General features: G+C 74.7%; 22 protein-coding genes and 2 tRNA genes. 10 read left to right on the forward strand and 14 right to left on the reverse strand.

The genetic code is table 11. The annotated features are described in order from the left end of the window. Nucleotides 1-30: 30 nt before the first annotated feature. Together ACI79D_RS22610 and ACI79D_RS22615 are read right to left on the reverse strand one after the other, a co-directional pair. Nucleotides 31-546 (reverse strand): MarR family winged helix-turn-helix transcriptional regulator, encoded by a 516-nt coding sequence (locus ACI79D_RS22610; protein ID WP_456920766.1) that lies wholly within the window; start codon nucleotides 544-546, stop codon nucleotides 31-33. Nucleotides 547-571: 25 nt separating this feature from the next. Continuing rightward, nucleotides 572-1,216, reverse strand: coding sequence for a hypothetical protein (locus ACI79D_RS22615; RefSeq protein ID WP_456920767.1), 645 nt, complete (start codon nucleotides 1,214-1,216; stop codon nucleotides 572-574). A gap of 273 nt (nucleotides 1,217-1,489) precedes the next feature. On the opposite strand from ACI79D_RS22615, the gene ACI79D_RS22620 reads away from it, so the two are divergent. Next, nucleotides 1,490-2,797: an alpha-hydroxy-acid oxidizing protein gene (locus ACI79D_RS22620; RefSeq protein ID WP_456920769.1), complete on the forward strand. Its 1,308-nt coding sequence runs from the start codon at nucleotides 1,490-1,492 to the stop codon at nucleotides 2,795-2,797. Between the two features lie 306 nt (nucleotides 2,798-3,103). Beyond that, nucleotides 3,104-4,603, forward strand: a complete 1,500-nt coding sequence (locus ACI79D_RS22625; protein ID WP_456920770.1) for a CHASE3 domain-containing protein — start codon at nucleotides 3,104-3,106, stop codon at nucleotides 4,601-4,603. 26 nt (nucleotides 4,604-4,629) lie between these two features. Here the strand turns inward: ACI79D_RS22625 and ACI79D_RS22630 are convergent, their stop codons facing one another. Next, on the reverse strand, nucleotides 4,630-5,064 hold the full coding sequence (locus ACI79D_RS22630) for a MarR family winged helix-turn-helix transcriptional regulator (RefSeq protein ID WP_456920771.1): 435 nt from the start codon (nucleotides 5,062-5,064) through the stop codon (nucleotides 4,630-4,632). A gap of 108 nt (nucleotides 5,065-5,172) precedes the next feature. On the opposite strand from ACI79D_RS22630, the gene ACI79D_RS22635 reads away from it, so the two are divergent. Then, nucleotides 5,173-5,688 (forward strand): hypothetical protein, encoded by a 516-nt coding sequence (locus tag ACI79D_RS22635; protein WP_456920772.1) that lies wholly within the window; start codon nucleotides 5,173-5,175, stop codon nucleotides 5,686-5,688. 60 nt (nucleotides 5,689-5,748) lie between these two features. On the opposite strand, the gene ACI79D_RS22640 is transcribed toward ACI79D_RS22635, so the two are convergent. From ACI79D_RS22640 to ACI79D_RS22650, 3 genes are all read right to left on the reverse strand, one after another. Continuing rightward, nucleotides 5,749-5,821 (reverse strand) — tRNA-Arg (locus ACI79D_RS22640). Between the two features lie 20 nt (nucleotides 5,822-5,841). After that, a tRNA-Ser gene (locus tag ACI79D_RS22645) sits at nucleotides 5,842-5,930 on the reverse strand. A gap of 95 nt (nucleotides 5,931-6,025) precedes the next feature. Next, nucleotides 6,026-7,228 (reverse strand): MFS transporter, encoded by a 1,203-nt coding sequence (locus ACI79D_RS22650; protein ID WP_456920773.1) that lies wholly within the window; start codon nucleotides 7,226-7,228, stop codon nucleotides 6,026-6,028. Nucleotides 7,229-7,366: 138 nt separating this feature from the next. On the opposite strand from ACI79D_RS22650, the gene ACI79D_RS22655 reads away from it, so the two are divergent. Beyond that, complete coding sequence (locus ACI79D_RS22655; protein WP_456920774.1) at nucleotides 7,367-7,897, forward strand: CGNR zinc finger domain-containing protein; 531 nt, start codon at nucleotides 7,367-7,369, stop codon at nucleotides 7,895-7,897. Nucleotides 7,898-7,958: 61 nt separating this feature from the next. Next, on the forward strand, nucleotides 7,959-9,395 hold the full coding sequence (locus ACI79D_RS22660) for a phosphatase PAP2 family protein (protein ID WP_456920775.1): 1,437 nt from the start codon (nucleotides 7,959-7,961) through the stop codon (nucleotides 9,393-9,395). Here ACI79D_RS22660 and ACI79D_RS22665 read toward each other — a convergent pair. Beyond that, a complete protein-coding gene (locus tag ACI79D_RS22665; RefSeq protein WP_456920776.1) occupies nucleotides 9,374-10,000 on the reverse strand; it encodes a hypothetical protein in 627 nt (208 codons plus the stop codon). The two genes, ACI79D_RS22660 and ACI79D_RS22665, sit on opposite strands and share 22 nt — an antisense overlap. Nucleotides 10,001-10,145: 145 nt before the next feature. On the opposite strand from ACI79D_RS22665, the gene ACI79D_RS22670 reads away from it, so the two are divergent. Further along, entirely contained in the window at nucleotides 10,146-10,712 is a 567-nt protein-coding gene (locus tag ACI79D_RS22670) for a DoxX family protein (protein ID WP_456920777.1), read from the forward strand. Between the two features lie 8 nt (nucleotides 10,713-10,720). Beyond that, the gene (locus ACI79D_RS22675; protein WP_456920787.1) at nucleotides 10,721-11,761 is read left to right on the forward strand and encodes a PHP domain-containing protein; all 1,041 of its coding nucleotides are present in this window, start codon (nucleotides 10,721-10,723) and stop codon (nucleotides 11,759-11,761) included. A 55-nt stretch (nucleotides 11,762-11,816) separates the two neighbouring features. Here the strand turns inward: ACI79D_RS22675 and ACI79D_RS22680 are convergent, their stop codons facing one another. The 7 genes from ACI79D_RS22680 to ACI79D_RS22710 form a co-directional block, all read right to left on the reverse strand. After that, a complete protein-coding gene (locus ACI79D_RS22680; protein WP_456920778.1) occupies nucleotides 11,817-13,193 on the reverse strand; it encodes an acyltransferase family protein in 1,377 nt (458 codons plus the stop codon). Then, entirely contained in the window at nucleotides 13,193-14,257 is a 1,065-nt protein-coding gene (locus ACI79D_RS22685) for a glycosyl hydrolase family 18 protein (protein WP_456920779.1), read from the reverse strand. The genes ACI79D_RS22680 and ACI79D_RS22685 overlap by 1 nt, the downstream gene beginning before the upstream one ends. Next, nucleotides 14,257-16,590 (reverse strand): bifunctional polysaccharide deacetylase/glycosyltransferase family 2 protein, encoded by a 2,334-nt coding sequence (locus ACI79D_RS22690; RefSeq protein ID WP_456920780.1) that lies wholly within the window; start codon nucleotides 16,588-16,590, stop codon nucleotides 14,257-14,259. Before ACI79D_RS22690 ends, ACI79D_RS22685 begins: the two co-directional genes overlap by 1 nt. A 216-nt stretch (nucleotides 16,591-16,806) precedes the next feature. Further along, a complete protein-coding gene (locus tag ACI79D_RS22695) occupies nucleotides 16,807-18,303 on the reverse strand; it encodes a hypothetical protein (protein WP_456920781.1) in 1,497 nt (498 codons plus the stop codon). Nucleotides 18,304-18,682: 379 nt separating this feature from the next. Next, nucleotides 18,683-19,522: a hypothetical protein gene (locus tag ACI79D_RS22700; RefSeq protein WP_456920788.1), complete on the reverse strand. Its 840-nt coding sequence runs from the start codon at nucleotides 19,520-19,522 to the stop codon at nucleotides 18,683-18,685. 83 nt (nucleotides 19,523-19,605) lie between these two features. After that, the gene (locus ACI79D_RS22705) at nucleotides 19,606-19,758 is read right to left on the reverse strand and encodes a hypothetical protein (protein ID WP_456920782.1); all 153 of its coding nucleotides are present in this window, start codon (nucleotides 19,756-19,758) and stop codon (nucleotides 19,606-19,608) included. Between the two features lie 96 nt (nucleotides 19,759-19,854). Then, nucleotides 19,855-21,174 carry a UDP-glucose dehydrogenase family protein gene (locus tag ACI79D_RS22710; RefSeq protein ID WP_456920783.1) on the reverse strand — a complete coding sequence of 440 codons (1,320 nt, stop codon included), beginning with the start codon at nucleotides 21,172-21,174 and terminating at the stop codon, nucleotides 19,855-19,857. Nucleotides 21,175-21,654: 480 nt separating this feature from the next. Here ACI79D_RS22710 and ACI79D_RS22715 point away from each other — a divergent pair, with 480 nt between their 5' ends. The 3 genes from ACI79D_RS22715 (at nucleotide 21,655) to ACI79D_RS22725 (ending at nucleotide 25,837) form a co-directional block, all read left to right on the forward strand. Next, nucleotides 21,655-22,980: a glycosyltransferase gene (locus ACI79D_RS22715; RefSeq protein WP_456920784.1), complete on the forward strand. Its 1,326-nt coding sequence runs from the start codon at nucleotides 21,655-21,657 to the stop codon at nucleotides 22,978-22,980. After that, nucleotides 22,977-24,695: a right-handed parallel beta-helix repeat-containing protein gene (locus tag ACI79D_RS22720; protein ID WP_456920785.1), complete on the forward strand. Its 1,719-nt coding sequence runs from the start codon at nucleotides 22,977-22,979 to the stop codon at nucleotides 24,693-24,695. Before ACI79D_RS22715 ends, ACI79D_RS22720 begins: the two co-directional genes overlap by 4 nt. A 62-nt stretch (nucleotides 24,696-24,757) precedes the next feature. Continuing rightward, nucleotides 24,758-25,837: a hypothetical protein gene (locus ACI79D_RS22725; RefSeq protein ID WP_456920786.1), complete on the forward strand. Its 1,080-nt coding sequence runs from the start codon at nucleotides 24,758-24,760 to the stop codon at nucleotides 25,835-25,837. Nucleotides 25,838-25,942: the final 105 nt, after the last annotated feature.

Consider the following 25,942-nt stretch of genomic DNA (forward strand, 5'->3'; position numbering starts at 1 on the left):
CCGTCGTCGTCCGGAGCGCGAAAGCGCAGGTCAGCGACGCGATCGCGCCGCCGAGGACACCCGGGCGAGTGCATCGGTGACGACGGCCGCGTCGTCACCCAGGAGAGTGAGCAGGTGGGCGACGAGCCCGTCGTGGGTGGGCGTCGCCTCCTCGACCTTCGCCCGCCCGGCCGGCGTGAGGCGGGCGTGCAGCAGGCGCCGGTCCCCGGCCGTGCGCTCGCGGACGACGAGGCCGTCGGCCACCAGCCGGCTGACCGTGCTGGTCACCCCGGCGCGGGAGAGCCCGATCGCCTCGGCGACCTCACCCATGGTGGCCCGCTCGTCGGGGGCGTCGGCGATCCGCCGCAACGCCTCGAAGCCGGTGAGGGACAGGTCGTGCTTGAGGTGGAGGGCGGAGTCGACGCGCCGCGTGATGCGGTCGTGCACCTGCACGATCCGCAACCAGGTCTCGGCCGGGCGCGGAGCCGCTCCGGGCAGGTGGGCGACATCGGGCGGGACGTCGTCGGGAGAGAGGTCCTGCGCGAGGGCGTCCTCGGGGCGCGGCACCCCTCCATGGTCACCGACGGAGCGCTCAGGCGCTCCCGGGAGGCGGCGGACCGCCCGGCGGCGAGGCCGGCGGCCGGGTGCCGCGGCGCCCGGAGCGGGCGGCCAGCCCCGCCCCCGCGACCAGCACGGCGACCGACCCGGCCAGCACCGGCCACGCGACGCCGTCGTCCCCCGGGAGCGACGACCGCGCCGCCGCCTCCTGCGGAGCCGCGTCCACGGCGGCCGGCTCGACCTCGCCGGCGTCGAGCGGACCGCCGTCGGGGAGCGCGATCGGCGGGATCCCGGCGGCGGGCGGCGGGGCGATGGCGGCGCAGTCCTCGGCGGCCGGCCGGGTGAAGCTGTAACCCTCGAGCTCGTCGACGTAGGCGGTGCCCGAGCCGTCGAGGGCCGCGTACCGCAGCAGGGGGTCGATGGTCTCGCCCCAGTCGACGTCGCCGGTGCTCAGCACGACGACCGCGCCGGGAGCCACCTGCGCGACGGCCTCGCCGGCCGGCTGCCGGGTCGTGGCGAGGGTGACGGCGTAGGCGACGGTGCCCCCGGTGACCTCGACGACGACCCCGCCGGGACGGCAGCTGGGGCCGTGCGTGACCCGGGCGTCGGGCCGGCTGGGGTCGTCGACGGCGGCCGCGGGGGACGCCGCGGCGATGCCGGCACACGCGAGGACGGCCATCAGCCCGAGCATCCGCACGGCGGCCGGGAGGAGCGAGGCGCTGCGTCCGGCCCGCGGACATGCCCGTGTGAGGACCGGCACGTGTACTTCCCCCTGGTGTTCCTGCACGCCGGCACATCCGTGATGCGCCGTGCGCGGCTCCCATGATGACCGGCGGGATGCCCCGGCGGAGTGGGCTTTCGGCCCGGTTGCGCGTGTCGTGGCGGCGTGTCGGGGAAAAGCCGGTCCGGGCCGGGACGGGGCCTGTGACGGGGGCCTCACTACGGTGACCGGGTGGACTCTGCGGCGGGGACCGGCCGGCGTCGGCAGGACGAGGTGTACCGCGCCGGGGTGTACGGGCGGCGGCCGCGGGTGCCCACCGCCGCGCGGGCCCTGCAGCGGCGGGCGCGCGAGCACCTGAGCGCCCGCGCCTACGGCTACGTGGCCGGGGGCGCCGGGACCGAGGCCACCCAGCAAGCCAACCGGGCGGCCTTCGACCGGTGGGCGGTCGTCCCGCGGGTGCTGCGCGACGTGAGCGTCCGCGACACCTCCGTGGAGCTGTTCGGACGGCGGCTGCCCGCGCCGGTGCTGCTGGGCCCGGTCGGCGCCCTGGAGCTGGTGCACCCGGACGCCGACCTCGCGGTGGCGCGCGCCGCGGCCGGGCTGGGCGTGCCGATGGTGTTCTCCAACCAGGCGTCGGTGCCCATGGAGGAGTGCGCCGCGGCGATGGGGGCCGCGCCGCGCTGGTTCCAGCTGTACTGGTCGACGTCCGACGAGCTGGTCGAGAGCCTGGTCGGGCGGGCCGAGGCCAGCGGCTGCGAGGCGCTGGTGGTCACCCTCGACACCACGATGCTGGGCTGGCGGCCGCGCGACCTGGACCTGGGGCACCTGCCGTTCGCCCTCGGCAAGGGCATCGCGCAGTACACCTCCGACCCGGTGTTCCGGCGGCTGGTCGAGGAGCGCGCGGCGGCGCCCGCCCCCGCCCAGCCCGTGGCCGCGGCGCGGCGGGACCGGCAGCCGCGGCCGACGGTGGCCGCGGTGCGGGCGCTGGTCGGGATGGCGCGGGCGTGGCCGGGGCCGCTGCTGGACAACCTGCGCTCGCCGCTGCCACGGGCCGCCGTCGAGACGTTCCTGTCGATCTACTCCCGCCCGTCCATCACCTGGGCCGACCTGGCCTGGCTGCGCGGCCGCACCCGGCTGCCGATCCTGCTCAAGGGCGTGCTGCACCCGGACGACGCGCGGCGCGCGCTCGACGAGGGTGTGGACGGCCTCGTGGTGAGCACGCACGGCGGGCGCCAGGTGGACCGGTCGGTGGCGGCGCTCGACGCGCTGCCGGACGTGGTGGCGGCCGTCGGCGACCGGGCGCCGGTGCTCCTCGACAGCGGGGTGCGCACCGGGGCGGACGTGTTCACCGCGGTGGCACTGGGCGCCCGCGCCGTCCTGCTGGGCCGGCCGTTCGCGTGGGGGCTGGGGCTGGCCGGCGAGGAGGGCGTGCGCCAGGTCGTGTCCGACGTGGTCGGCGAGTTCGACCTGACGATGGGGCTGACCGGGCACACGGCGGTCGGCCAGCTCTCGCCCGACGTGCTCCGCCGCGTCGGCTGACGGCCGAGGGAGCATCGCAGCGAGGAACGAGCGAGGAGCGGACGGAGACCGGAAGCCGACCCGTGCCATCGCGTCGGCTGACGCGCCGACGCGACGACACGCCGGGCCGGACTTGACCCTCTCGTGTGACCGGAGTCACAGTGGGGTTCGGGCGGGGGCGCCGGGAACGAGTGGCCACCCACTGCTGGGTGGACCGACCAACGCGGCCAGACCGTCAGGACCGGCCCCCCGCCTCTCACCTCCTCGGGCCCTCGACTCTCGGCCAGGGGGCTGACCTCCGGGGCCGCCTGGCCCCACCATGGACCGGTGCCCGCAGGAGCACCGCAGAGGAACGGCCGCACCCGCCCGGGGAGGCGCCAGCTCCTGCCCCGGGTCTCCACGCTGCGCGGCACGGTCCACCTGGTCGTCGTGGTCATGGTGGCGCTGCTGCTGACCGGGGGTGCGGCGACGGCCCTCACCCGCCTGTCGGTGCTCATGTCGGTGGACCGCCTCGAGAGCACGGTCGTGCCCGCCCGCGAGGCCGCCAGGGACCTCACGGTCGCCTTCGTGGACCAGGAGACGGGTGAGCGGGGCTTCCTGCTCACCGGCGACCCGTCCCTCCTCGAGCCCTACGACCGCGGCCGCGCCGCCGCCGAGTCCCTCCGGCCCCGGCTGGCCGAGCTGCTGCGGGACGACGCCCCCGGCCTCGACCTGCTGCAGCAGGTCACCGCGGCGGCCCAGGCCTGGGACACGCAGGTCGCCCAGCCGCGGATCGCGGCCCGGTCACAGGGCCCCCTCCCGGAGGGGCTCCAGCGCGACCTCGGCGTGACCGACAAGGCCCTGTTCGACACGCTGCGGGACCGGCTCGACGCGCTCGTGGCCCGGACCTCGCAGCTCACCCGGCTGCAGCTCGACCACATCGCCACCGCCGAGGCGGTGGCCAACGGCGTCGCCGTCGGCACCCTCGCCGTCGCGGTGGTCGTGGCCCTGCTCACCGTCCCGCTGCTCCGCCACCGGCTGACCCGCCCGCTGGAGCGCCTGCTGACCGACGTCCAGGCCGTGGCCGCCGGCGACCGCGAACGCCCGATCGCCGCGCAGGGGGCTCGAGAGCTGGTGACGATCGCCGCGTCGGTGGAGACGATGCGGCAGAGCGTGCTCCGGCACTCCCGCGAGCGGCTGGCCGCGCTGCGCCAGCTCACGCTGCGCGAGGAGCACGACCGGATGGCCACCGACCTGCACGACCTCACCATCCAGCGCGTGTTCGCCCTCGGCCTGCGGCTGAGCTCGACCGCCCGGCGGCACCCCGAGCTGGCCCCGGTCCTCGAGCCGCTGGTCGAGGAGACCGACGAGGTCATCCGCGAGCTGCGGACGGTGATCTTCGACCTCGGACGGACGCCGGACGGGGACCAGGCGCTGCGCCGGTCGGTCCTCGACGTCACCGAGGCCGGCGTGCGCATCCTGGGGTTCAGCCCCGCAGTGGAGTTCGACGGCCCGGTGGACACGGTGACCGCGGACGAGGTCGTCGACGGGCTCACCGCCGTCCTGCGGGAGGCGCTCAGCAACGTCGCCCGGCACGCCGCGGCGAGCACGGTCGCGGTCACCGTCGCCGTGGACGACGGCTGGGTCGCCCTGACCGTCGCCGACGACGGGCGCGGCATCCCGGACGGCGCCCCGCGCGGCAACGGCCTGGCGAACCTGCGCACCCGGGCCGAGCGGCTCGGGGGCAAGGCGACGGTGGACGTCCGCACGGACGGCCCCGGGACCGTCGTCCGGTGGGAGGTGCCGCTCCCCGCCGACCCGCTGACCGCCGGCTCCACCCCGCCCTGACGACGGCGGCGGCCCGCCCGAGAGCGTCAGTCGCCGGCGACGTTGTGGCGCATCCGCTCCAGCGCCGCGGCGACGCGGGCCAGCTCCTCGCCGTCCAGCCCGGCGCGCAGCTGCTCGTCGTGCGCACGGGCGGCGTCCCGCAGCCGGTCGAACAGCCGCAGGCCGGCCTCGGTCAGCTCCACCCGGCGCACCCGGCGGTTGCCGGGGTCGGCGACGCGGGCCACCAGCCCGGCCGCCTCCATCGCGTCGAGCTGCTGCGTGAGCGTGGCCGCGCGCAGCCCGAGGGCGTCGCCCAGCTCCCGCTGGGTGGCGACCGGGCCGCCGCGCAGGGCGAGCAGGACCAGCCAGACGGTGCGCGACCCGCCCGCGGCCGCCAGCCGGGCGTCGAACGCGCGGCCGACCTCCCGCGCGACGCGGGCGAGGAGCAGCCCGATCGGCGGGCCGCCGGGAGGCCGGGGCACGCGGCCACCCTACCGCAGTCCGTTTGGTTCCTGATCTTTCGGTACCGAACGATCAGGCGTACGGTCGGAGCCGGCCGACCCCCTCCGCCGAGGAGTGCCGCGATGACCGTGACCGCACCCCCCGTCCGGCTGCGCCTGGGCCGCGACACCCGCCGACTGGTCCTCCTGGTGCACCTGGTCTGCTCGCTGGGCTGGCTGGGTGCCGACGTCGTGCTGGGCGTGCTCGCGGTGACCGCGTTCACCTCCGACGACCCGTTCCTGGTGGCGTCGAGCTACACGGCGCTGGAGACCTTCGCCGTCCCCGTGCTGCTCACCCTGGGCCTGGGCAGCCTGGCCAGCGGCATCGTGCTCGGGCTGAGCAGCCGCTGGGGCGTCGTCCGCACCCGGTGGGTGCTGGTCAAACTGGTGCTCAACCTGGTGCTGGTGGCGCTGGTGCCCGTCCTGCTGCAGCCGCAGGTGGCCCAGGTGGCGACCGCCGTCCGCTCGGCCGGCCCGGTGCTGGCCGACGGGCTCGGCCGCGGCCCGCTCAACCTGCTCTTCCCGGCGTTCGTGTCCGGGACCGCACTGGTCGTCGCCTCGGTGCTGGCGATCTGGAAGCCCTGGGGTCCGACCCGCCGGCGCTGAGAACACTGCGGCCCCGCTCCCACGAGGGGAACGGGGCCGCACTGCTGTCTCAACCAGACGTGCACCCGAAGGGATTCGAACCCCTAACCTTCTGATCCGTAGTCAGATGCTCTATCCGTTGAGCTACGGGTGCGTGTGTTCAGTTGTCGTGCGCGGAGGCTCCGGGATTTGAACCCGGGATGGGGATTAACCCAAACCGCATTAGCAGTGCGGCGCCATAGACCGGACTAGGCGAAGCCTCCCGGGGTCCGAGTCCCCCCGGAACCACCGAGAAGAGAGACTACCAGCGCCCGCCGGCGCCGTTCCGCCGGGGTCCCCCGCCGCCGACGCCGGGACCTCAGGCGGCCACCGGCTCGGCGGCGGGACGGCGGACCCGGCGACCGGGCACCAGCGTCGCGGTCACCGCGAGCGCCGCGCCGACGACGGCGAGCACCAGGCTGCCGCTGACACCGGCCGAGCTCTCGATGAGCCCGCCGCCGAGCGCGGCGCCGACCGCCGAGGCGCCGGTGGCGATGGTCGACAGCCAGGTGAACGCCTCCGTCGTGGCGTGCGCCGGCGCCAGCGCCCCCACCAGGCTGTTCTGCACGGTCAGGGTCGGCGCGATCGCCGTCCCGCCCAGGAAGAGCAGCGCGCCGAGCACCCAGGGGTCGGACGCCGCGGTCAGCGGGGCCAGGCCGATGGTGACGCCGAGCAGCAGCCAGCGGTACTGCCGGGGCAGGGAGACGCTGACCACGCGGGCGCCGAACCACAGGCCGCCGGCCACCGACCCCAGCGACCACAGCGCCAGCAGGACGCCGGACATCCCGGGCGCGCCCGCCGCGTCGGCGAACGCCGGGACGGCGACCTCGAGCGCACCGAAGCCGAGCATCAGCGCCGAGCCGCTCACCAGCACCCGCGGCATCCCCGGCGCCAGGACGGTGGCAAGCGGGGAGGTCCGCTCCGCGGCCGGCGCCGGCACCCAGCCGCGCATCGCCCGCGACGTCGCGATCCCGAGCGCGCCGCCGACGGCGAGCGTCCCGGCCACGCCCACGGCCCATGCGGCGCCGACCAGCACCGCCAGGGCCGCCACCACGGTGGGACCGGCGACGAACACCAGCTCGGTGGCGGTGGCGTCCAGCGCGAAGGCCGTGCCGCGCACCCGCGGGTCGACGCGGGACCACAGCGCGCGGACCGTGCCCGACACCAGCGGCGTCCCGGCTCCGGCGACCGCCGCGGCGGCGACCACCACCGGGGTCGGCGCGCCGCCCAGGACCACCGCGACGAGCAGGGCGAGCAGCAGCGGGTAAGCCGCGGCCTGGGCGAGCAGGACCGGGCGCGGGGTGCGCCGGTCGGCCAGCCGCCCGAGGACCGGGGCCATGGCGGCCATCGCGATCCCGTGGACGGCCGACGCGAGGCCGGCGACGGCGTAGGAACCGGTCTGCTGCTGCACCATGAGCAGCAGCGCCAGCGGGACCATGGCCGACGGGAGGCGGCCGGCGAACCCGGCCACGAGCAGCACCGGAGCGGACGGCAGACGCCAGACGGACAGGTACGCACGCACGGCAGAACTCACTTCACGAGCACGGAACGGGAAGAGTAGGGGGTCAAACGTCGTTGACCACCTACAGACTAGGGACGCGACCGTAGGGAGTCAAATGAGGTACGCCACCTACGGATCGCCGCGCCGGTAGGGAGCTCCATGGACTACGACACCTTCGGGTCGAGCGCCGTCGAGCTCGCCATCGACCTGGCCAACACCGACCGCACCGACCCGCAGTGGGCGGCGGCGTTCCTCCGCGCCCACGACGAGTGGTTCGAGCCGGGCACCGCGACCGAGCTCACCGCGGAACAGGACGCGCAGGCCGCGACGACCGCCGACCTGGTCCGCGCGGTGGCCGTGGCCGGGTCGCAGGCCGAGGTGATCGAGCGGCTCAACGCCCTGCTGGCGCTCGCCTCCCCGCAGCCCTACGCCACCGACCACGACGGCGAGCTGCACCTGCACTACGCCCGGCCGGAGGCACCGGTGCTCGAGCAGCTGACGACGACGGTGGCCATGGGCCTGTCGCAGGTGGTGGTCCAGCACGGTTGGCAGCGGATCGGCGTCTGCACCGCGGAGGGCTGCGACAACGTGTACGTCGACACCTCGCGCAACGCCAGCCGCCGCTACTGCTCCAACACCTGCGCCAGCCGCTCGACGGTCGCCGCCTACCGGGCCCGCCGCAAGGCGTAGCGGAGTGGGAGGGGCGCGGAAACCGCGCCGTGCCACTCCGCACCCGCTAGCGTCCGGCGGCATGCGCAGCGCCCGGCACTGGGACGCCCGGCTGCACTCCCTGGTCGGCGGCCTGCCCGACTCCCCCGCCGACCGGTGGCTGCGCCGCCTCACCACCACCGCCGACCACGGCCGGCTCTGGATGGCCGTCGGCCTGCTGCTCGGCCTGCGCCGCGGTGCGCTGCGGCGGGCGGCGATCCGCGGGCTGGGTTCGCTGGCGGTCTCGAGCACGGTGGTCAACGCCGTCCTCAAGCAGGTGTTCGGCCGGCGCCGTCCCGACCTGGCCGGGCACGCGCTGGAGAAGCTGCTGCGCCATCCGCTGACCACCCACTCCTTCCCCAGCGGGCACGCCGCGTCGGCGGGGGCGTTCGTCACCGGGGTCGCGCTGGAGAGCCCGCTCGCCGGGGCGGCGCTGGCGCCGGTGGGCCTGGCGGTCGGCTACTCGCGCGTGCACGTGGGCGTGCACTACCCCGGGGACGTCGTCGCGGGCCTGGCCGTGGGCGCGGCGGTCGCCGCGGGCAGCCGGCGCTGGTGGGCGGTCCGCCCGACGACGCCGGCCCGGGTGCGGACGGCGCGGTCGGCCCCGGCCCTCCCCGGTGGTGAAGGGCTGGTCGTCGTGGTCAACCCCGGCTCGGGCCCCGAGGGGTACGACCCCGCCGAGGAGGTCCGCCGGCTGCTCCCCCGCGCCGAGGTCCGCGAGCTGGACCCCGACACCTCTGTGGCGGACCTGCTGGACGAGCCCGCGCGGTCGGGGCGGGCGCGGGCGCTGGGCGTGGCCGGTGGCGACGGCAGCGTGGCGGCCGCGGCCGCGGTGGCGCTCGAGCACGACCTGCCGCTGGCCGTGCTGCCGGCCGGCACGCTCAACCACTTCGCCCGCGACGTCGGCGTCCACACGGTGGAGCACGCCGCCGCGGCGGTCGAGGCCGGCCAGGCGGTCGAGGTGGACGTCGCCGACGTCAACGGGACGCCGTTCCTCAACACGGCCAGCATCGGCAGCTACCCGGAGATGGTGCGCCGCCGCGACGCGCTGGCCGGCCGGCTGGGCAAGTGGGCGGCGATGACGGTCGCCGTCGCCCGCACCCTGCGCTCCGGGACGCCGGTGTCCCTGCTGCTCGACGGCCGGCCGGTGCTGGTCTGGATCCTCTTCGTCGGCAACTGCCGCTACACCCCGCGCGGGCTGGCCCCCGCCTGGCGGCCGCGGCTCGAGGACGGGCTGCTCGACGTCCAGTACCTGCGCGCCGACGTCCGCTTCAGCCGGACCCGCGCCGTCCTCGGTTCGCTGCTCGGCATCAGCGACCGCAGCTCCGGCTACGCGGAGTTCCAGGCCCGCTCAGTGCGGGTGGTCTCCCGCTCGGGCCCGCAGCAGGTCGCCTTCGACGGCGAGACCGGCGAGGAGACCACCGCGTTCGCCTTCGGCAAGCGGGCAGGGCTGACCGTCTACTGCTGCCGCGACGACTGAGCGCGGACGACGACCAGCAGCGCCATCGCGGTCAGCGCCTCCCCCAGCTCCTCGACCAGCGTGCCCGCCGCCCGGGTCAGCGGGCCGACCGGGTCCTGGACGAGCGCGGCGAGGTGGGTGAGGACGTCGAGGCCCAGCGCGGCGGCCGCGCAGCCGGCCAGCGCCAGCACCACCGGGCCGGTCGCGGCCACTCCCGCCCGGCGGCCGGCCGTCCACAGCGCGGCCAGCACCGGCCCGACGAGCACGACGCCGGCGAGGAACTGCACCAGCGGCGGAACCCCCGCCTTGAGCGTGCCGTGGGCGCTGACCAGCTTGGCCGCCGCCAGCGCCAGGCCCACCGCGCCGACCGCCGTCCACCACCGCGCCGGGGCGCCGGAGGCCGCGCGGGCGGCCCGCAGCGCCGCCCACGCCACGGCGGCGAACAGCGCCGTCGTGAACAGCCGTGGCAGGCCGCCGACCGCGTCGAGGCCGAGCAGCCAGGACCACTCGCCGCAGCCCCCGGTCCGGCACTCCAGCCGCACCACGAAGCCGGCGGCGAACAGCCCGACCGCGGCGGCGGCGAGGGCGAGCACCCTGCGCCGCGGGACCGGGCGCGCCTCTGTCACGTGCACGATCATCCCGGTCGAGGGCGCCGCGGTCATCGACCCTGCGGAGTGGCTGCGACCTCACTACGGTCGTGATCAAGGGGTGTCCCGGCGCGGTCCGGGGCACAGGAGTTCCCGAGGTCCCCGACGAGAAGAGGTCCCCGCCATGTTGGTCCGCCGGATCGCCCGGCCGCTGCTCGCCTCGACGTTCGTCTACGGCGGCATCGACACCCTGCGCAACCCGCAACCCCGGGTCGCCGGCGCGCGCCCGGTGGTCGACAAGGTCACCGAGGTCGCCGACCAGCAGTTGCCGGTGCAGGTGCCGCGGGACGTCGAGCAGTGGGTCAAGATCGACGCCGGGGTGAAGGTGGCCGCCGGAACGCTGCTGTCGATCGGCCGGCTGCCGCGGCTGTCGGCACTGGCGCTCGCGGTCAGCATCGTGCCGACCACGCTGGCCGGGCACCGCTTCTGGGAGCACAACGACCCGCAGCAGAAGGCGGGGCAGACGATCCACTTCCTGAAGAACCTCGGCCTGCTCGGCGGCCTGCTGATCGCCGCCGTCGACACCGAGGGCAAGCCGTCGGTGGGCTACCGGGCCCGCCGGGCGGCGAAGCGGGCCGCAGACACGACGGAGAAGAACGTGGCGCGGGCGCAGAAGCGCGCCGCCAAGGCACAGAAGAGGACCGAGCGGAAGCTGAAGGCTCAGCAGAAGCTGAAGAAGGCCTCGCGCTGACCGCTCCGCTGACGCCCGCGGCCGCGCTCCGGAGGATCGCCTTCCTCCTGGAGCGCGCCCGCGAGCCCACGCACCGCGTCGCGGCGTTCCGCACCGCCGCCGCGGTCGTCGACACCCTCGGGCCCGAGGAGCTCGACCGGCGGATCCGCACCAGGACCCTCACCGACCTGCGCGGCATCGGCCCCAAGACCGGGGCGGCGATCGTGCAGGCGCACGCCGGCGAGGTGCCCGAGTACCTGGCCCGGCTCGAGGAGGCCCACGGCGAGCTGCTGCCGCTGGCCGACGACGTCGCCGAGTTCCGCGCCGCGCTGCGCGGAGACCTGCACGTGCACTCGGACTGGTCCGACGGCGGCAGCCCGATCCGGGAGATGGCCGAGGCCGCGATCGGCCTGGGCCACGAGTACCTGGCGCTGACCGACCACTCCCCCCGGCTGACGGTGGCCAACGGCCTGTCCCCGGAGCGGCTGGAGCGGCAGCTCGACGTCGTCGCCGCGCTCAACGAGGAGCTGGCGCCCTTCCGGATCCTCACCGGCATCGAGTGCGACATCAACGTCGACGGCTCGCTGGACCAGACCGACGAGCTGCTGGGCCGGCTGGACGTCGTCGTCGCGAGCGTGCACTCCGACCTGCGGGCCGACCGCGCGGCGATGACCGAGCGGATGCTGACCGCCGTCGCCAACCCGCACACCGACGTCCTCGGGCACTGCACCGGCCGGCTGCTGATCCCCCGCGAGCAGCGGGAGGGACGGCGCCAGCGGCCGCGCCCGGAGAGCGAGTTCGACGCCGAGGCGGTGTTCTCCGCGTGCGTCGAGCACGGCACCGCCGTGGAGATCAACTCCCGGCCCGAGCGGCTGGACCCGCCGATGCGGCTGCTGGCCCTCGCCGTCGAGCTGGACTGCGAGTTCGCGATCGACACCGACGCGCACGCGCCCGGTCAGCTCGACTGGCAGGGCAACGGCTGCGAGCGGGCGGTGGAGTGCGGCGTCCCGGTCGAGCGGGTGGTCAACAGCCGGCCGGCCGTCCAGCTCCTCGACTGGACGGCCGGCTGACGGGCTGGCGACTGCACCGGTGGCTCAGCCGCCCCGTGACGGCTGAGCCGCCCGGTCAGCCGCCCGACCGCTGCTCGGGCAGCGCCGGCTCCGGCAGGTGGACGCGGCGCCCGTAGTCGCGGACCAGCCGCGGCAGGGGCACCTCACCGACCTGCCAGACGAGCTCCGCCGGCTGGCGCACCGGCTCGGCCGCCGGCCGGTCGTGCGACGGGTGCTCGGCGGCCGGCCGGTCGAGCGCCGGCTGCTCGAGCCCCGGCTGCTCCAGGGCGACGTTGTCCCGGAAGACCACCTCGGCGGCCGGCTGCTCCGCGACCACGTTGTCCGCGAAGACGACCTCGCGGGCCGGCTCCGGCAGCGCCGCGCGGACCGGGCGGACGCGGTCCCAGGGCAGGAACCGGGGGCGCCGCGCGGCCGCGACGTCCTCGACCCAGCCCACGGCCAGGACGGCGACGAAGATCAGCGTCCAGGCCGTCGTGAACTCGAGCGCCTGCCCCCACGCGTCATCGGTGTCGAACCGCGCGAGCGGGCTGGCGCCGAGCACCACCGGGGCCAGCCAGATGGCCAGGTTGCCCCACAGGTAGATCGTCATCGCCCGGCTGTTGAACAGCGAGACGATCGCGCCGAGCGTGGGCAGTCGGTCCAGCCAGGTGAACTTCGGGTAGATCCGCAGCAGGATGATCACCGCGCCCAGGCAGTACGGCATGTTCGCCAGCGGGATGTCGTCGACGTTGTAGGTGCCGTAGACCTCCTGGTGCGAGAACGCGTACCAGAGGCCGATCCCCAGCAGCGCGACCCCGGCCAGCAGCGTCCGCTTGAGCGGCAGCCGCCGCAGCGTGCCGTCGTGGTGGGCGAACCCGAGCATCCAGCAGCAGGCGTAGGTCGACAGCAGGACCGCCAGGTCGTAGCTGCGACCGCCGAGCGACACCAGGCCGAGCGTGACGGTGATGAGCACGATCGGCGGGATGGCCAGCATCCGCATCGGCCACCGCCGGAACAGCCACAGCATCGCGGGGCTGAGCAGGATGAACCACAGGTACACGCGGATGTACCAGAGCGGCACGACCCAGTCGAGGGCGTCGGCGGAGTACGGCGGGTCCGACAGCGGCACCAGCCACAGCCACGCGGTGGACCAGTTCCACGGCTGGCCGGCCTCGCCGGTCGTCGTCCAGCCGAGGGCGAACATGGCCGCCAGCGCCACCGCGCCGAACACCCAGAACGGGGGCAGCAGCCGCCGGATCCGCTTGCGCCAGAAGGTGCGCGCGGAGCCGGCGCGGTCCAGCGAGGCCGCGACCAGCCCGCCGCCCAGCGCGAACATGATCCCCATGGACGGGAACGCCAGGGGCAACCACGCCCAGTCGAACGTGTGGTAGGTCATCACGCGGATCAGCGCGAAGGCCCTGAGGAAGTCGATGTACCGGTCCCGCTGTCTCATCACTGCACCCCCTTGCTCGTTGCGGTCTGCACGGTCGTCCACACCCGCGGGTCCTCCCCGCCGAGGCTCCAGATCGCCACGCCGCGCAACCGCTCCTCGGCAGCGATCTCCTGCTTGCGGTCCAGCGAGCGCGCGTCCTCGTACCAGACGGTGTGCTGCTGGCCGTCGGCGCTGTACGTGAAGGTCCACGCCGCGCTCTCGTCGTCCCACCGGGGCTCGACGCCGACCTCCTGGGCCAGCGCGACCGCGTCGGCGGCGCCCAGGTTGCGCCCCTCGCTGCCGACCCAGTCGTAGCCGTAGGCGGGCAGCCCGAGCATCAGCTTCTCCCGGGGAACCTCGGCGACGGCGTGGTCGACCACGTCGCGGACCCAGTCGACCGGCGCGACCGGCCCGGCCTCGCTGGTGCTGTACGAGTGGTCGTAGGCCATCACCCGCACCTCGTCGACGATCCGGCCGATCAGCTGGTAGCTGTAGGCCAGCCCGTTGGGGTCGTCGTCGCCGACCCGTGCGGGCACCGCGACGGTGAGCCGCAGGCCCTGGGCGTGCAGGTCGTCGCGCAGCGCCTCGAGGAACTCGGTGTACTGCGGGCCCGCCGTCGGCGGCAGCGCCTCGTAGTCCAGGTCGATCCCCTCCCAGCTGTTGCGCGTCGCGAGCTCGACCAGCTGCGCGCGGTGGTCGGCGGCCCGCTTCGGGTCGGCGAGCAGGTCGGCCATGGCCTGGCCCTGCCACTGCCCGTCGGCGAAGTTCTGCACGGTCGGCAGCAGGTCGACGTCGTCCCCGGTCAGCGCGTCGATGACCTCCGCCGGCGGCGGGGTGAGGGTCAGCGTCCCGTCGACGGCCACCGCCGCCCACGTGGGGCTGATCTCGGTGACCCCGCCGTCGTCGAGCGCGGCCTGCAGCGACGCGGGGGCCCGCTGGTCCCACACCGGGAACCACGCGGCGGTGACCAGCGGCTGCGTGGCCGGGAACAGCCGGGGCCGCAGGACCAGGGCGCCGACGACGAGCGCGACCACCGCGGCGGCGACCCCGAGCCAGAGCAGCGGGTCCTTGCGGTGGCGGGTCATCACGACCCCACCCCCGCGGTCTGCGCCGCCGGGGTGCCACTGCTCGTGGCGACCTCGTCCATGCGCGCGGTCCGGGCCAGCTTGTTCCACCCCAGCCGCACGCCGCGGATCGCCGTCCCCAGCGAGGCGTAGAGCAGGTAGATCCGCATCGGCTCGTAGATCAGCCGGTAGAGCGGCACCATCAGCAGGTGCTCGGCGCGCTCGTCGAGCAGCCGGACGGCGATCGCCGCCAGCACCCCGTACACCACGGCGAAGACGACGAAGTACAGGCCGAGCGCGAGCGGGCCCTGCGAGAACAGCGTCTGGAGGATGCCCAGCAGGATCAGCGGGGTGAAGACCAGCGGGACGAGGATGGTCAGCACCGTCATCGGCATGACCAGCAGGCCGAGCCAGCCGTAGCGCGGGCGGAACAGCATCGCCCGGTGCCGCCAGACGGCCTGGATCGTCCCGTACATCCAGCGCACCCGCTGCTTGAGCAGGGCGTCGACGGTCTCCGGGGCCTCGGTCCAGGCCACCGCCCGGTCGGCCTGCTCGACCCGCCAGCCGTGCCGGTGCAGCGCGAGGGTCAGCTCGCAGTCCTCGGCCATCGTGGCGTTGGTGTAGCCGCCGGCCTCGAGGACCGCCGTGCGCCGCCACGCCGCGCACGCGCCGGGCACGATCATCACCGCGTTCAGCAGCGCGCCGGCGGCCCGCTCCAGCCCGATCTGGGTGACGTACTCCAGCGCCTGCCAGCGGGTGACCACGTTGGTCGAGTAGTTCCCGACCTTGATGACGCCGGCCACGGCGCCGACCTGCGGCGAGTGGAACTGCTCCACGAGCCGGGCGACGGTGTCCGGGGTGAACAGCGTGTCGGCGTCGAGGGTGACCACCAGCTCGTGCCGGCTGGCGGCGAACCCGTTGTTGAGCGCCGCCCACTTGCCGGAGTTGGGCTGCCGCAGCAGCCGCACCCGCTCGTCCCGGTCGGCCACCGCGCGCACCGCGACCGCCGTGCCGTCGGTGCTGCCGTCGTCGACCACGATGATCTCGCCGATCGGATGGGTCGAGCGCAGCAGGTACTCGAGGGTCCGGGCGATGACCTTCTCCTCGTTGTACGCGGCGATGAGCACCGTGACCGGCGGGCGCTGCATGTTGACCGGCCGGATCTTCCGCTTGGCGCGGGCCACCGCGAGGATCGCGTTGAACAGGCCGAAGCCCAGCATCGTGACCATCGCGAGGATGAACAGGCCGTAGAGCAGCTCGGGCGGCAGCACGTACAGGACGTCCGCCGTCCACAGGGCCAGGTGGTCCCAGAGCGTGGGGGTCACCAGGCCCGCCGCCGACTCGTCGACCTGCGGCTGGGACTGCGGCATCGTCGTGAACGTGTAGCCGGCGTCCCGGGCGGCGGCGACGAGCTCCTCGACGTAGGCGAGGGTCATCGACCGGTCACCACCGGCGTCGTGCAGGAGCATCGTGATGTTGTCCTGCTCGCCGAGGTCCGGCAGCGGGATCGGGCCGTCGATGAAGCCCGCGGCGTGTGCCCAGTCGAGGGTGTCGAAGTCGTGCGAGGCGATGACGTAGCCCAGCTGCTGCGCGCGGAGGATCCCGGTGGTGTCCTCGCGCAGGACCTCCTCGTCGTCGCTCTCGTAGGGCAGGCGGAAGAACGTGGCGGCCTGGCCGGCCTGCGCCCGCATGATGCGGTCGGCCATCGAGACCTCGAGCTGCTCGCGGAAGGCCGTGGTGTCGCTGACGTCGATGTGGGTCAGCGTGTGGTTCCCGAGCGCGTGCCCCTCGCGGACGATCCGCTGCATGATCTCGGGGTTCTTGGCGGTCTGCTCGCCGGTCACGAAGAACGTCGCCGGGACGCCGTACTTGCTGAGGAGGTCCAGCAGCCGCGGCGTCCAGACCGGGTCGGGGCCGTCGTCGAAGGTCAGCGAGATCGTCCGGTGGACGGTCGGGCCGTAGCCGTAGCGCTGCAGCGCGTACTCCGCGTCGCCCGCGGTCGCGCGGTCCTCGTCGCTGACCTCGGAGACCACCTGACCGGTGAACGGCTCCTGCGCGTACACGGTGCCGGCGGTGCGCAGCAGGTCGACGACGCGCACCAGCGGACCCTCGCCGATGACGGGGAGGTCCTCCCCGACCTCCTCGGGCGTGGGGCCGTCGGGCGTGGGCGCGCCGGCCAGCGCCGGGGGCGTCAGCACCTTGGGCACGGCGACGACGCCGAAGCCCACGGCGAGCACGAGCAGCGTGAGCAGGACGGCGCGCAGGCGCCGCCAGCGCCGCCCGGAGGGGTTGGCGAAGACGGGTGTCGTGGTCGTGCTGCGGGCAGGGGGCCCGGAGCGGGTGGATCGCCTCATGGTCCTCGGTTCTCGATGCGTGTGCGTGCGGGCGAGGAGGGGGGTGGGGCGTCGTGTCCGGATGCGGCGGACACGACGACGCCCCAGGAGGGCGCGCCCGGATGCGGCGGGACGCCCAGGGGTGCGTGCCCGGATGCGGCGGACACGCGCGGAGGACCGGCAGCTGGTCGACACGCCCGAACGCGGGGCGGGCCGGGTCAGCCGGTCAGCTGGGGGTCAGTCGGGCCTGGAACCCGGGTCCTCGGCGACGGCCACCACCGGGCCGGCGACGCCGGAGAGAAGCAGGACGGCGTGGCCGGCGGGCAGCGCGGTCCACGATCCGCCGGGCAGGACGGCCGCGGGCAGGCCGTGGTCGTCCTGGCCGCTGGAGCCGGAGGCCGAGGACGACCCGTGTGCACCGGCGGACGGCGCGCTCGGGGCGACCGGTGCGGGCGGGGCCGGCGACACCGGGACCGGCGCCGGGGCCGCCGGAGGCGCGACGGGGACCTCGTCGGCGTCGCTCGCGACCACGGGCGCGGTCGCCGCGGGCGCGCGGGCAGCGCGGGGCGAGGAGCCGAGGCCGCCGCCGGTCACCGCGGCGCTGCCGCGGATGTCGACGTGGTCACCGGTCGGCAGGGTGCCGGCCTGGAGCAGTGGGGGGCTCGCCGTGACCGCCACGACCTCGGGGCCGGTCGCCGGTGCGGGGACCGGCCCGACGGTCACGACGGGGACCACGGGGACGACCGTCGGCGCCGGGACGGTGACCCGGTCGGTGACCGGCGCAGCAGCCGGCTCGGTGACGGGCGTGGCCACGGGGTCGGTGACGGGGGTGGCGGCCGGCTCGGTGACCGGGGTGGCCGCGGGGTCGGTGACGGGCGCGGCCGGGTCGGCGGTCGTCGAACCGCCGGTGGTCGTGCCGTCCGAGGTCGTCGGCGGAGTGGGCCCGGCCGCGCCGTCGCCCGACGTCCCGCCGGTGGACCCGTTGCCGGACGACGCGCCGTCCGAGCCGCCGGAGCCGTGGCCGGGGGCCTGGGAGCCGTGGCCGGGGGCCTGGGAGCCGTCACCGGCCGGGGCACCGGTGTCCGTGCCGCCGCCGACGCTCCCGCCGACGGAACCGCTGCCCGGGACGATCGGGCCGGGGAAGTCCTCGACGGGGATCGGGAGGGGGTCCGGCTGCGGCGCGGGCTCGGGCCGCTGGACCGGAGCGGGGTCGGGTGCCGGTGCGGGGGCCGGCGCCGGCTCGGGCGCAGGTGCCGGAGCGGGCGCAGGAGTCGGAGCGGGGGCAGGCGCAGGTGCCGGAGCGGGAGTCGGCACGGGAGCGGGGGCAGGCGCCGGCTCGTCACCGGCGAGAGCGTCGACGACGACCGACGTGCCGGTGTCCGCGGCCGGGGTCGTCGCCGCAGCCGGGACGACCTCCTGGGCGACCGCGCCCTCGGCCAGCGCCGGCAGGTCGTCCTCGGCAGCCAAGGCCTCGTCGTCCGTCGACGGCCACTCCGGTGCGCACTCCTGCCACCAGGGGTCGTCCCAGTCGACCGCGTCCCAGTCGACGTCGTCCCACCAGGGGTCGTCCGGGTCGGGGCAGTCCCACCAGTCGTCGGAGCCGGGCTCGTGCCAGCCCTCGGAGCCGTGCTCGTGCCAGCTGTCCGGGCCGTGCCCGGGGCTGGCCTGCGCGGAGCCTGCCGCGGCGGCCAGGAGCCCCCACGTGCCGACGACGAACACGACGGCGAGGAGCACCCTGCGGAGCCACGTGGGGCGGTCCGGAGCGCCGGTACCGGTGACGGAAGGTGACCCGGTGTGACCGGTCCCTTCCTCACTGGTTCCTGCGTTCAGCACGGACAAACCCCCCGCTCCACATCCACGCACGCGGCGATGTGGCTGGTGAGCAGGCATCCGGCCCGCAGTCACCCGTAGGCGACTGTTCGACTCTTCGGTGTGACGGTCAACCAGTTGGGGTGTGACTCACAGCAACTTTCGGCGCTGTATCACGGAGAGTCACCAAGCGAGCCGGGAGAGCATCGAAACCGCCGAATTCCATACTTGGGCCCTGGTGCTCCCGCAAGTCGATCATGCGATCGGGTGACTCGCGCTCAGAGCTGAGACGCTCAGTGAGCGGTCAGCCGCGAGCAGTGTCCGGCCGCGTCCTCGCGGCCTCCCACGACTCGGCGTCCGAGGCGCGACGCAGGACCCACGAGGCGGGCAGCACCAGCCGCGGGGCGACACCGACGAGTACCGCGATGAGCACCGCCACACCGGCCAGCGCCTCCCCGGACTCCTCGAGGTAGGTGGCGGTGATCGCCCAGTGTCCGGTCGCCGACGCCGACACCGCCGACAGGCCGACCGCGGCGACCCCGTACGCGGCGAGGCAGCCCAGGACGCGGCGCCGGTCGCGGCGCTCGGCCCGGCTGACGAAGGCGAGCGCGGCCAGGACGGCGGAGACGAGCAGCACGCTGACCACGACGGCCCCCGGCTCGCCGATCAGGTCGGTGAGCGCGGCCATGCCCTGGGCGTGCAGGGTGCTGCCGGCCTTCACGACCGCGATGAACGCGGCGACCAGGCCCACGGCCAGCCACCAGGTGCGCCGTCCCGGCGTGCGGGCGGCACCGGTGACCGCGGCCACGGCCGCGACGGCGAACAGCGCCGCGACGAACAGGCGCGGCGCGGAGAACGGGGCGTCCATCGAGAGGGCGCGCGCGGTGGGCCCGGAGGCGCCGGCCAGCCGGCCGACGTAGCCGACCGTCTCCAGCAGGACCGCCGTGGCGGCCAGGGCGACCCCGACGGGCGGGAGGGGGATGCGGCGACGGCGCGTGCGCGACCGCAGGGCGGCGGGGGCCTCCGCGGGGGTCAGCGGGTCGGCACCGGCCCGGTGGTCGGCGAGCCGGATGCCCCGACCCATGACGACGGCAGTGACGAGCCCGAACAGGACCCAGGCGAGCAGCCCACCGATGATCCACATCCACACGCCGGGGTCATCGGCAGGTCACCGGGGGTTCGTGACCGTGCGGTCACACCAGAGGGTGAGGTGGGACGGAGGAGGCGTCAGCGACGCGCGGTGCCGACCCCGGGCGTGAAACCGGCCGGCAGGTCGGCGGTGGTCAGGGTCGAGGAACGCTCGTCGGCGATCCGGATGCCGCGGCCGACGACCACGGCCAGCGCCAGGGCGAGCAGTGCCCAGATGACCAGTACGCCCACGAGTGCCTCCACGCCGTCGGTATCGGCAGGGCTCCTGCCCACCGGTACCGCGATGCGAAACCTGAGCCGCGTGGTGCGGATGGTCCTGAGGTGATCTCAACCGGCGCGGCGGCCCAGTGCGCGGTAGGTCCAGCCGGCGGCGGTCCAGGCCTCGCGGTCGAGGGCGTTGCGGCCATCCAGCACCCGCTTCTGCGCCACGACCTTGCCGAACGCGACCGGGTCGAGCTCCCGGTACTCACGCCACTCGGTGAGCACCAGGACGGCGTCGGCGCGCTCGGCGGCCTCCTCGGCGGTGGCCGCGTAGTCCAGCTGCGGCCACTGCCGCATCGAGTTCTCCACCGCCGCCGGATCGGTGACCCGCACCACCGCGCCCTGCAGCTGCAGCTGCGCGGCGACGTTCAGCGCCGGGCTGTCGCGGATGTCGTCGGAATCGGGCTTGAACGCCGCGCCCAGCACCGCCACCCGCTTGCCCAGCAGCGATCCGTCGCAGACCTCCCGGGCCAGCTCCACCATCCGGATCCGGCGGCGCATGTTGATGTTGTCCACCTCGCGCAGGAACGTCAGCGCCTGATCGGCGCCCAGCTCTCCGGCGCGGGCCATGAACGCCCGGATGTCCTTGGGCAGACAGCCCCCGCCGAAACCCAGCCCGGCGTTGAGGAACTTCCGCCCGATCCGGTCGTCGTAGCCGATCGCGTCGGCCAGCAGCTTCACATCCGCCCCGGTGGCCTCGCACAGCTCGGCCATCGCGTTGATGAAGCTGATCTTGGTGGCCAGGAAGCTGTTGGCCGCGGTCTTCACCATCTCCGCGGTCGCGTAGTCGGTGGTCACCTTCGGCGTGCCGCGCTCCACGATCGGCGCGTAGACCTCGTCGAGCATCCGCTCGGCGGCCGCGCCGTCCGGGCCGTCGGGCAGGCCGTAGACCAGCCGGTCGGGGTGCAGGGTGTCCTGCACGGCGAACCCCTCCCGCAGGAACTCCGGATTCCACGCCAGCAACGCACCGGGCACCTTGCTCGCCACCAGCTCGGCCAGCCGTCCGGCCGTGCCCACGGGCACCGTCGACTTGCCCACCACGAGGTCGCCGGGCCGCAGGACGCCCAGCAGCGTCTCCGTGGCGTCCTGCACGAACCGCAGGTCCGCGGCGTACTCCCCGCGCTTCTGCGGCGTCCCCACGCAGACGAAGTGCACCGCGGACCCCGCGGCCTCGGCGATGTCGGTGCTGAACCGCAGCCGGCCGGTCGCCAGCGTCTTCGCCAGCAACTCCTCGAACCCCGGCTCGTAGAACGGCGCCCGCGCCTCACGCAGCGCCGCGATCTTGCGCCCGTCGACGTCGATGCCGACCACCTCGTGACCCAACTCCGCCATCGACGCCGCGTGCACCGCGCCCAGGTAGCCGCAACCGATCACCGCGATCTGCATGCCGTCCCCGTCCTGAGAATGTCGTCGACGCGACGCGCCGGAAATGCCGCGAGGAATGTGCGGCCAGGTGCGCACCGTAGGGCGGCAGAAGTGCGCGACGCCAGTGGGAGAGCGCCGGTAATGCGCATCACCACCATTACCGTGAGTCATCGGACGGATGAGTATCGTCACGACACGGATTGTTCACGCAGTTCGAGGTGCGCAGAGAGTGACGAGATGTGCATGATCACGTCGGCCGGGCCGCGAGGCCTCGCGACCGGCTGAACTGGGGGACCGTCCCGATGCGGGGGTCGGGCCCGAGTCCGCACCCTCGTGCGGACGCCCCCCGTCCGCACTGTGCGGATTCTTCCCGGGGGTCTGTGAACGGCCGTCCGGCCGCCGAGTCGAGTCTCGGTACCTGCCGATGTGCAGGCGCCCGAGAACCCGAGGCGTGCGCATTTTCCGACGCAGAAACCCGGCACTCCACACCGCCGTGAGCCATTGCCCTCGGCCGCCTCTGAACGGCGGTCGATCCCGGCGGTGCTGCGCTGCGCGCTCGCCGCCAACGCCTTCATGGGGGAAACCACCGTGTCCGACCTGTTGTCCGTGATCGCCCGCGACTGGCACCTGTTCCTGCCGATCGGTGTCGTGGGTGCGCTGTCCTGGTCCATCTGGCTGATCCGCAAGGTCCTGTCCGCCCGCTACCGGCCGACCATCAACGACTTCCGGACGACGACCTCGGTGATCGTGCCGTCGTTCCGCGAGGACCCCGACGTGCTCGAACGGTGCCTGGACACCTGGCTGGCCCAGGACCCCACCGAGGTCATCGTCGTGCTCGACGTCGAGGACACCGAGGCCTTCCGGAGGCTCACCGCCCGCGACGACACCCGCCTGACCGTCATCTCGTTCGCGCACCAGGGGAAGCGCTCGGCGCTCGGCGTCGGCATCCGCGCGGCCACGGGTGAGGTCCTGGTCCTGTGCGACTCCGACACCCAGTGGCGGCCGGGCCTGCTGAGCTTCGTGCAGATGCCGTTCGCCGACCCCGGAGTGGGCGCGGTCAGCACCCGGCAGAACGTCTACCTGCCGACGTCGAGCATCTGGCGGCGGGTCGCCGACTGGATCATCGACCTGCGCTACCTCGACTACGTGCCGGCCACCGGCCGCGCCGGGGCGGTGGTCTGCGTCTCGGGACGGACGGCGGCCTACCGGCGCAGCGCCGTCCTGCCGGTCCTCGAGCACCTCGAGCACGAGTTCTTCCTCGGCCGGCGCTGCATCGCCGGCGACGACGGCCGGCTGACCTGGCTCGTGCTGGCCAGCGGCTACCGGACCGTGTACCAGGACGGCGCCCGGGCGCTGTCGATGTTCCCCAGCACCTTCCGGGCCTTCTGCAAGCAGCGGGTGCGCTGGAGCCGCAACTCCTACCGCTGCTACCTGACCGCGGCGTGGAAGGGCTGGCTGTGGAAGGTCCCCCTGGTCAGCCAGGTGACCGTGCTGCAGATCCTGTTCACACCGGTGACGATGTTCGCCGCCGTCTACTACGTCGTCGCCTCGGGCTTCTCCGACCGCGGCTGGCTGGCACTGGCGCTGGGCCTGGCCTGGGTCTTCGTCGGGCGGGCCATCCGCAGCGTCAGCCACCTGCGGCGCCGGCCGTCGGACCTGCTGATCCTGCCGCTGGTCGCCCTGGTGATCGCCATGGTGGCGCTGCCGATCAAGACCTACGCGCTGTTCACGATGAACAAGCAGGGCTGGCTCACCCGCCGCACCGACCTCACCGGCGGCGAGGGGCAGGACGAGGCCAGCCTGAGCCCCGCGGCGGTGACGGCGTGACCCGCCGGCGGCTGGTGACCGGCCCGCGCCTGGTCGCCGCCTTCCTGCTGACCACCACTGTGCTCGCCGTCCCCCTGCTCACGGGGCCGCTGGGCGGGCAGCGGGTGACCGCCGAGGTGCCGCTCCCCCGGCCGGCTGCCGCGCTGACGAACTTCGACCGGACGAGCGCGGAACGGCAGAGCGCGATCCTGGCCGCGGAGGACCAGCGGCTGCTCACCCTCGTCGCCTCCGTGCGCCCTGGGTCGGCCCCGTACACGGTGACCCTGGACGACGAGGAGACGCTGGTGCTGACCGCGGGCGGTCTGGCCTACGACCTGGACGACCTGGTGGAGCTGGGGGCCGCGGAGGTCGAGTCGAACGACACCGTGCTGCTCACCAAGCACGTCTTCGTCGCACCCGACGCTCGACTGGTGATCGACGCGCCCGGCACGACCCTGCGGCTGCGCAGCGAGGAGTCCGGGTTCGCGACGCTGGTGTCGTGGAAGGCCGACCTGCTCCTCGCCGGGAACGACGCCGGCCGGCTCAGGGTGACCAGCTGGGACCCGGAGAGCGAGGCCCCCGACGAGGAGGTCGAGGACGGCCGCGCCTACGTCCGTGAGGTCAGCGGCGACATGACCATCCGCGACGCCGGCTTCGCCCACCTCGGGTTCTGGGCCGGCCGGACGGGCGGGGTCGCCTGGACGGGGAACTCCAGCACGGTGGCCACCGGGTCGGTGGTCGACGCGACCTTCCGGGACAGCCACTACGGCGCCTTCGCCTCCCAGGGCGAGGACCTCGAGTTCACCCGGACCACGTTCGTCGACAACACCGTCGACGGCCTGTCCCTGCACCGCAGCACGGCGGAGACGACGATCCGGGCCTCGGCCGCCCGGGGCAACGGCCGGCACGGCTTCTCCACCGACCACGCCTCGAAGTCGGTGACCTACACGTCGGCGACCGCGGCCCGGAACGGGGCCTACGGCATCTTCTTCAGCGGCACCCCGCTGGCCGAGGGGATGTCCGCAGGCGGGGCGTCGCTGGAGGGGTACGGCCACGTGACGATCGAGGGTGGGGAGCTCTGGGAGAACGGCAAGGCCGGTGCACGGGTCGTCGACGGGGACCACGTCGTCATCCGTGACACCAACCTCGTGGACAACCGCGACGGCATCGTCCTGGTGGACACCGCCGCGCCGACCACCGTCGAAGGGGTCACCCTCCGTGGCGACCACCGCTTCGGCATCTCCGTCGAGGGCGGCGCGGCCACGGTCGAGGGCAACGAGGTGACCGGCGGCGGGACGGCGATCCGGGTGCGGGACGCCGCAGCCGAGGTCAGCGGCAACACCGTCGCCGCAGCCACCGCCCACGGCATCTCGGTCGTCGGCCGGTCCGCGGGCACCTCGGTGCAGGACAACACGATCGGCGGCCGGGGACCCAGCGGCCTGGACACCTTCCGGGTGCCCGAGAGCGTGACCGTCGATGTCACGGAGAACGACGTCGAGGGCTGGGAGACCGACCGCGACAACTGGACCTACTGGTCGACGTTCATCCCGAACCACCCGATGCTGCTGCTCTGGGTGGTCGTCCTAGGCCTGCCGCTGGGCCTGACCCTGCGGGCCCGCCGGCACCGGGTGGCCCCGGGGACGGCTCCCTACGGGGACGACCTGCGCCGCGAGCGATCACCGGCGCTGCGCGTGGACGTCGGACGTCGTGCTACCGCCTCGGGGAGGCCCGCGTGAACACCAGCCCTTGGCCCGTGGAGGCCACCGCCCGGACAGCCGGTCTCGCCTACCGTGGGCGGATGAGACGAGCCGCCGTCCTGCCCGTCCTGGTCGGCACCGCGCTGCTCGCGGCGTGCACCAGCGAGCCGTCGTCCGACGGGGGGACGGCGGCGGAGAGCTCGTCGGCCGCGCCGTCGTCGTCCGCCGGCCCCCCCCCGTCGCCGTCCGCGGCGCCGGCTCCTGCCCCCGCCGTCACGGCCGGGTGCGACGAGGGGAACGTCGTGGACGTCAGCACCACGCGGGACCTGCAGCAGGCGCTGGACGCCGCCCAGCCCGGGCAGACGATCCGGCTGGCCGACGGGCGGTACGAGGGCCACTTCGTCGCGACGGCGAAGGGGAGCGCGGACGCCCCGATCGGGCTGTGCGGCGGCCGGGGTGCGGTGCTGGACGGCGGCGAGATCGACAGCGACTACACCCTGCACCTGTCCGGCGCCGCGTACTGGCACGTCAGCGGGCTGACCGTCACCGGCGGGCAGAAGGGCGTGATGGTCGACGCCGGCGTCGGCATCCGTCTCGAGGGCCTGCTGGTGACGTCGATGGGCGACGAGGCGATCCACCTGCGGACCAACAGCACCGACAACGTGGTCGTCGGCAACACGATCCGCGACACCGGGCTGCGCAAGCCGAAGTTCGGCGAGGGGGTCTACGTGGGCAGCGCCGAGAGCAACTGGTGCCAGCTCACCGGGTGCGAGCCCGACCGCAGCGACCGCAACGTCGTCGAGGGCAACGACATCGCCGGGACGACGGCCGAGGCGGTCGACATCAAGGAGGGCACGACCGGCGGGGTCCTGCGGAACAACACCTTCGACGGCGCTGCGATGGTGGAGGCCGACTCCTGGGTCGACGTAAAGGGCAACGGCTGGACGATCGAGGGCAACGTCGGGACGTCGGCGTCCGAGGACGGCTTCCAGGTGCACGAGGTCGTCGACGGCTGGGGCCGCGACACGGTGTTCGCCGGCAACACCGCCGGCGGCGTCCCCGGCTACGCGATCAACGTGGCCGGGCCGCGGGCGATCCGGAACGCCACGACGGTGACGTGCGACAACGACGCCGGGGACGCCGGCGGCGGGCTGAGCAACGTGGCCTGCGGCGCCGGCTGAGCGGCCTGGGGCCCCCCCGGCCACCCGCGGGGGCCCCCGCGCCGCCCCGGCGTCCACCCGCCCCCCCCCCCCCCGCGCGGGAGGCTCACACCCCGGGGCGCCCCC

It is taken from the genome of Geodermatophilus sp. SYSU D00708 (genome assembly GCF_054050115.1).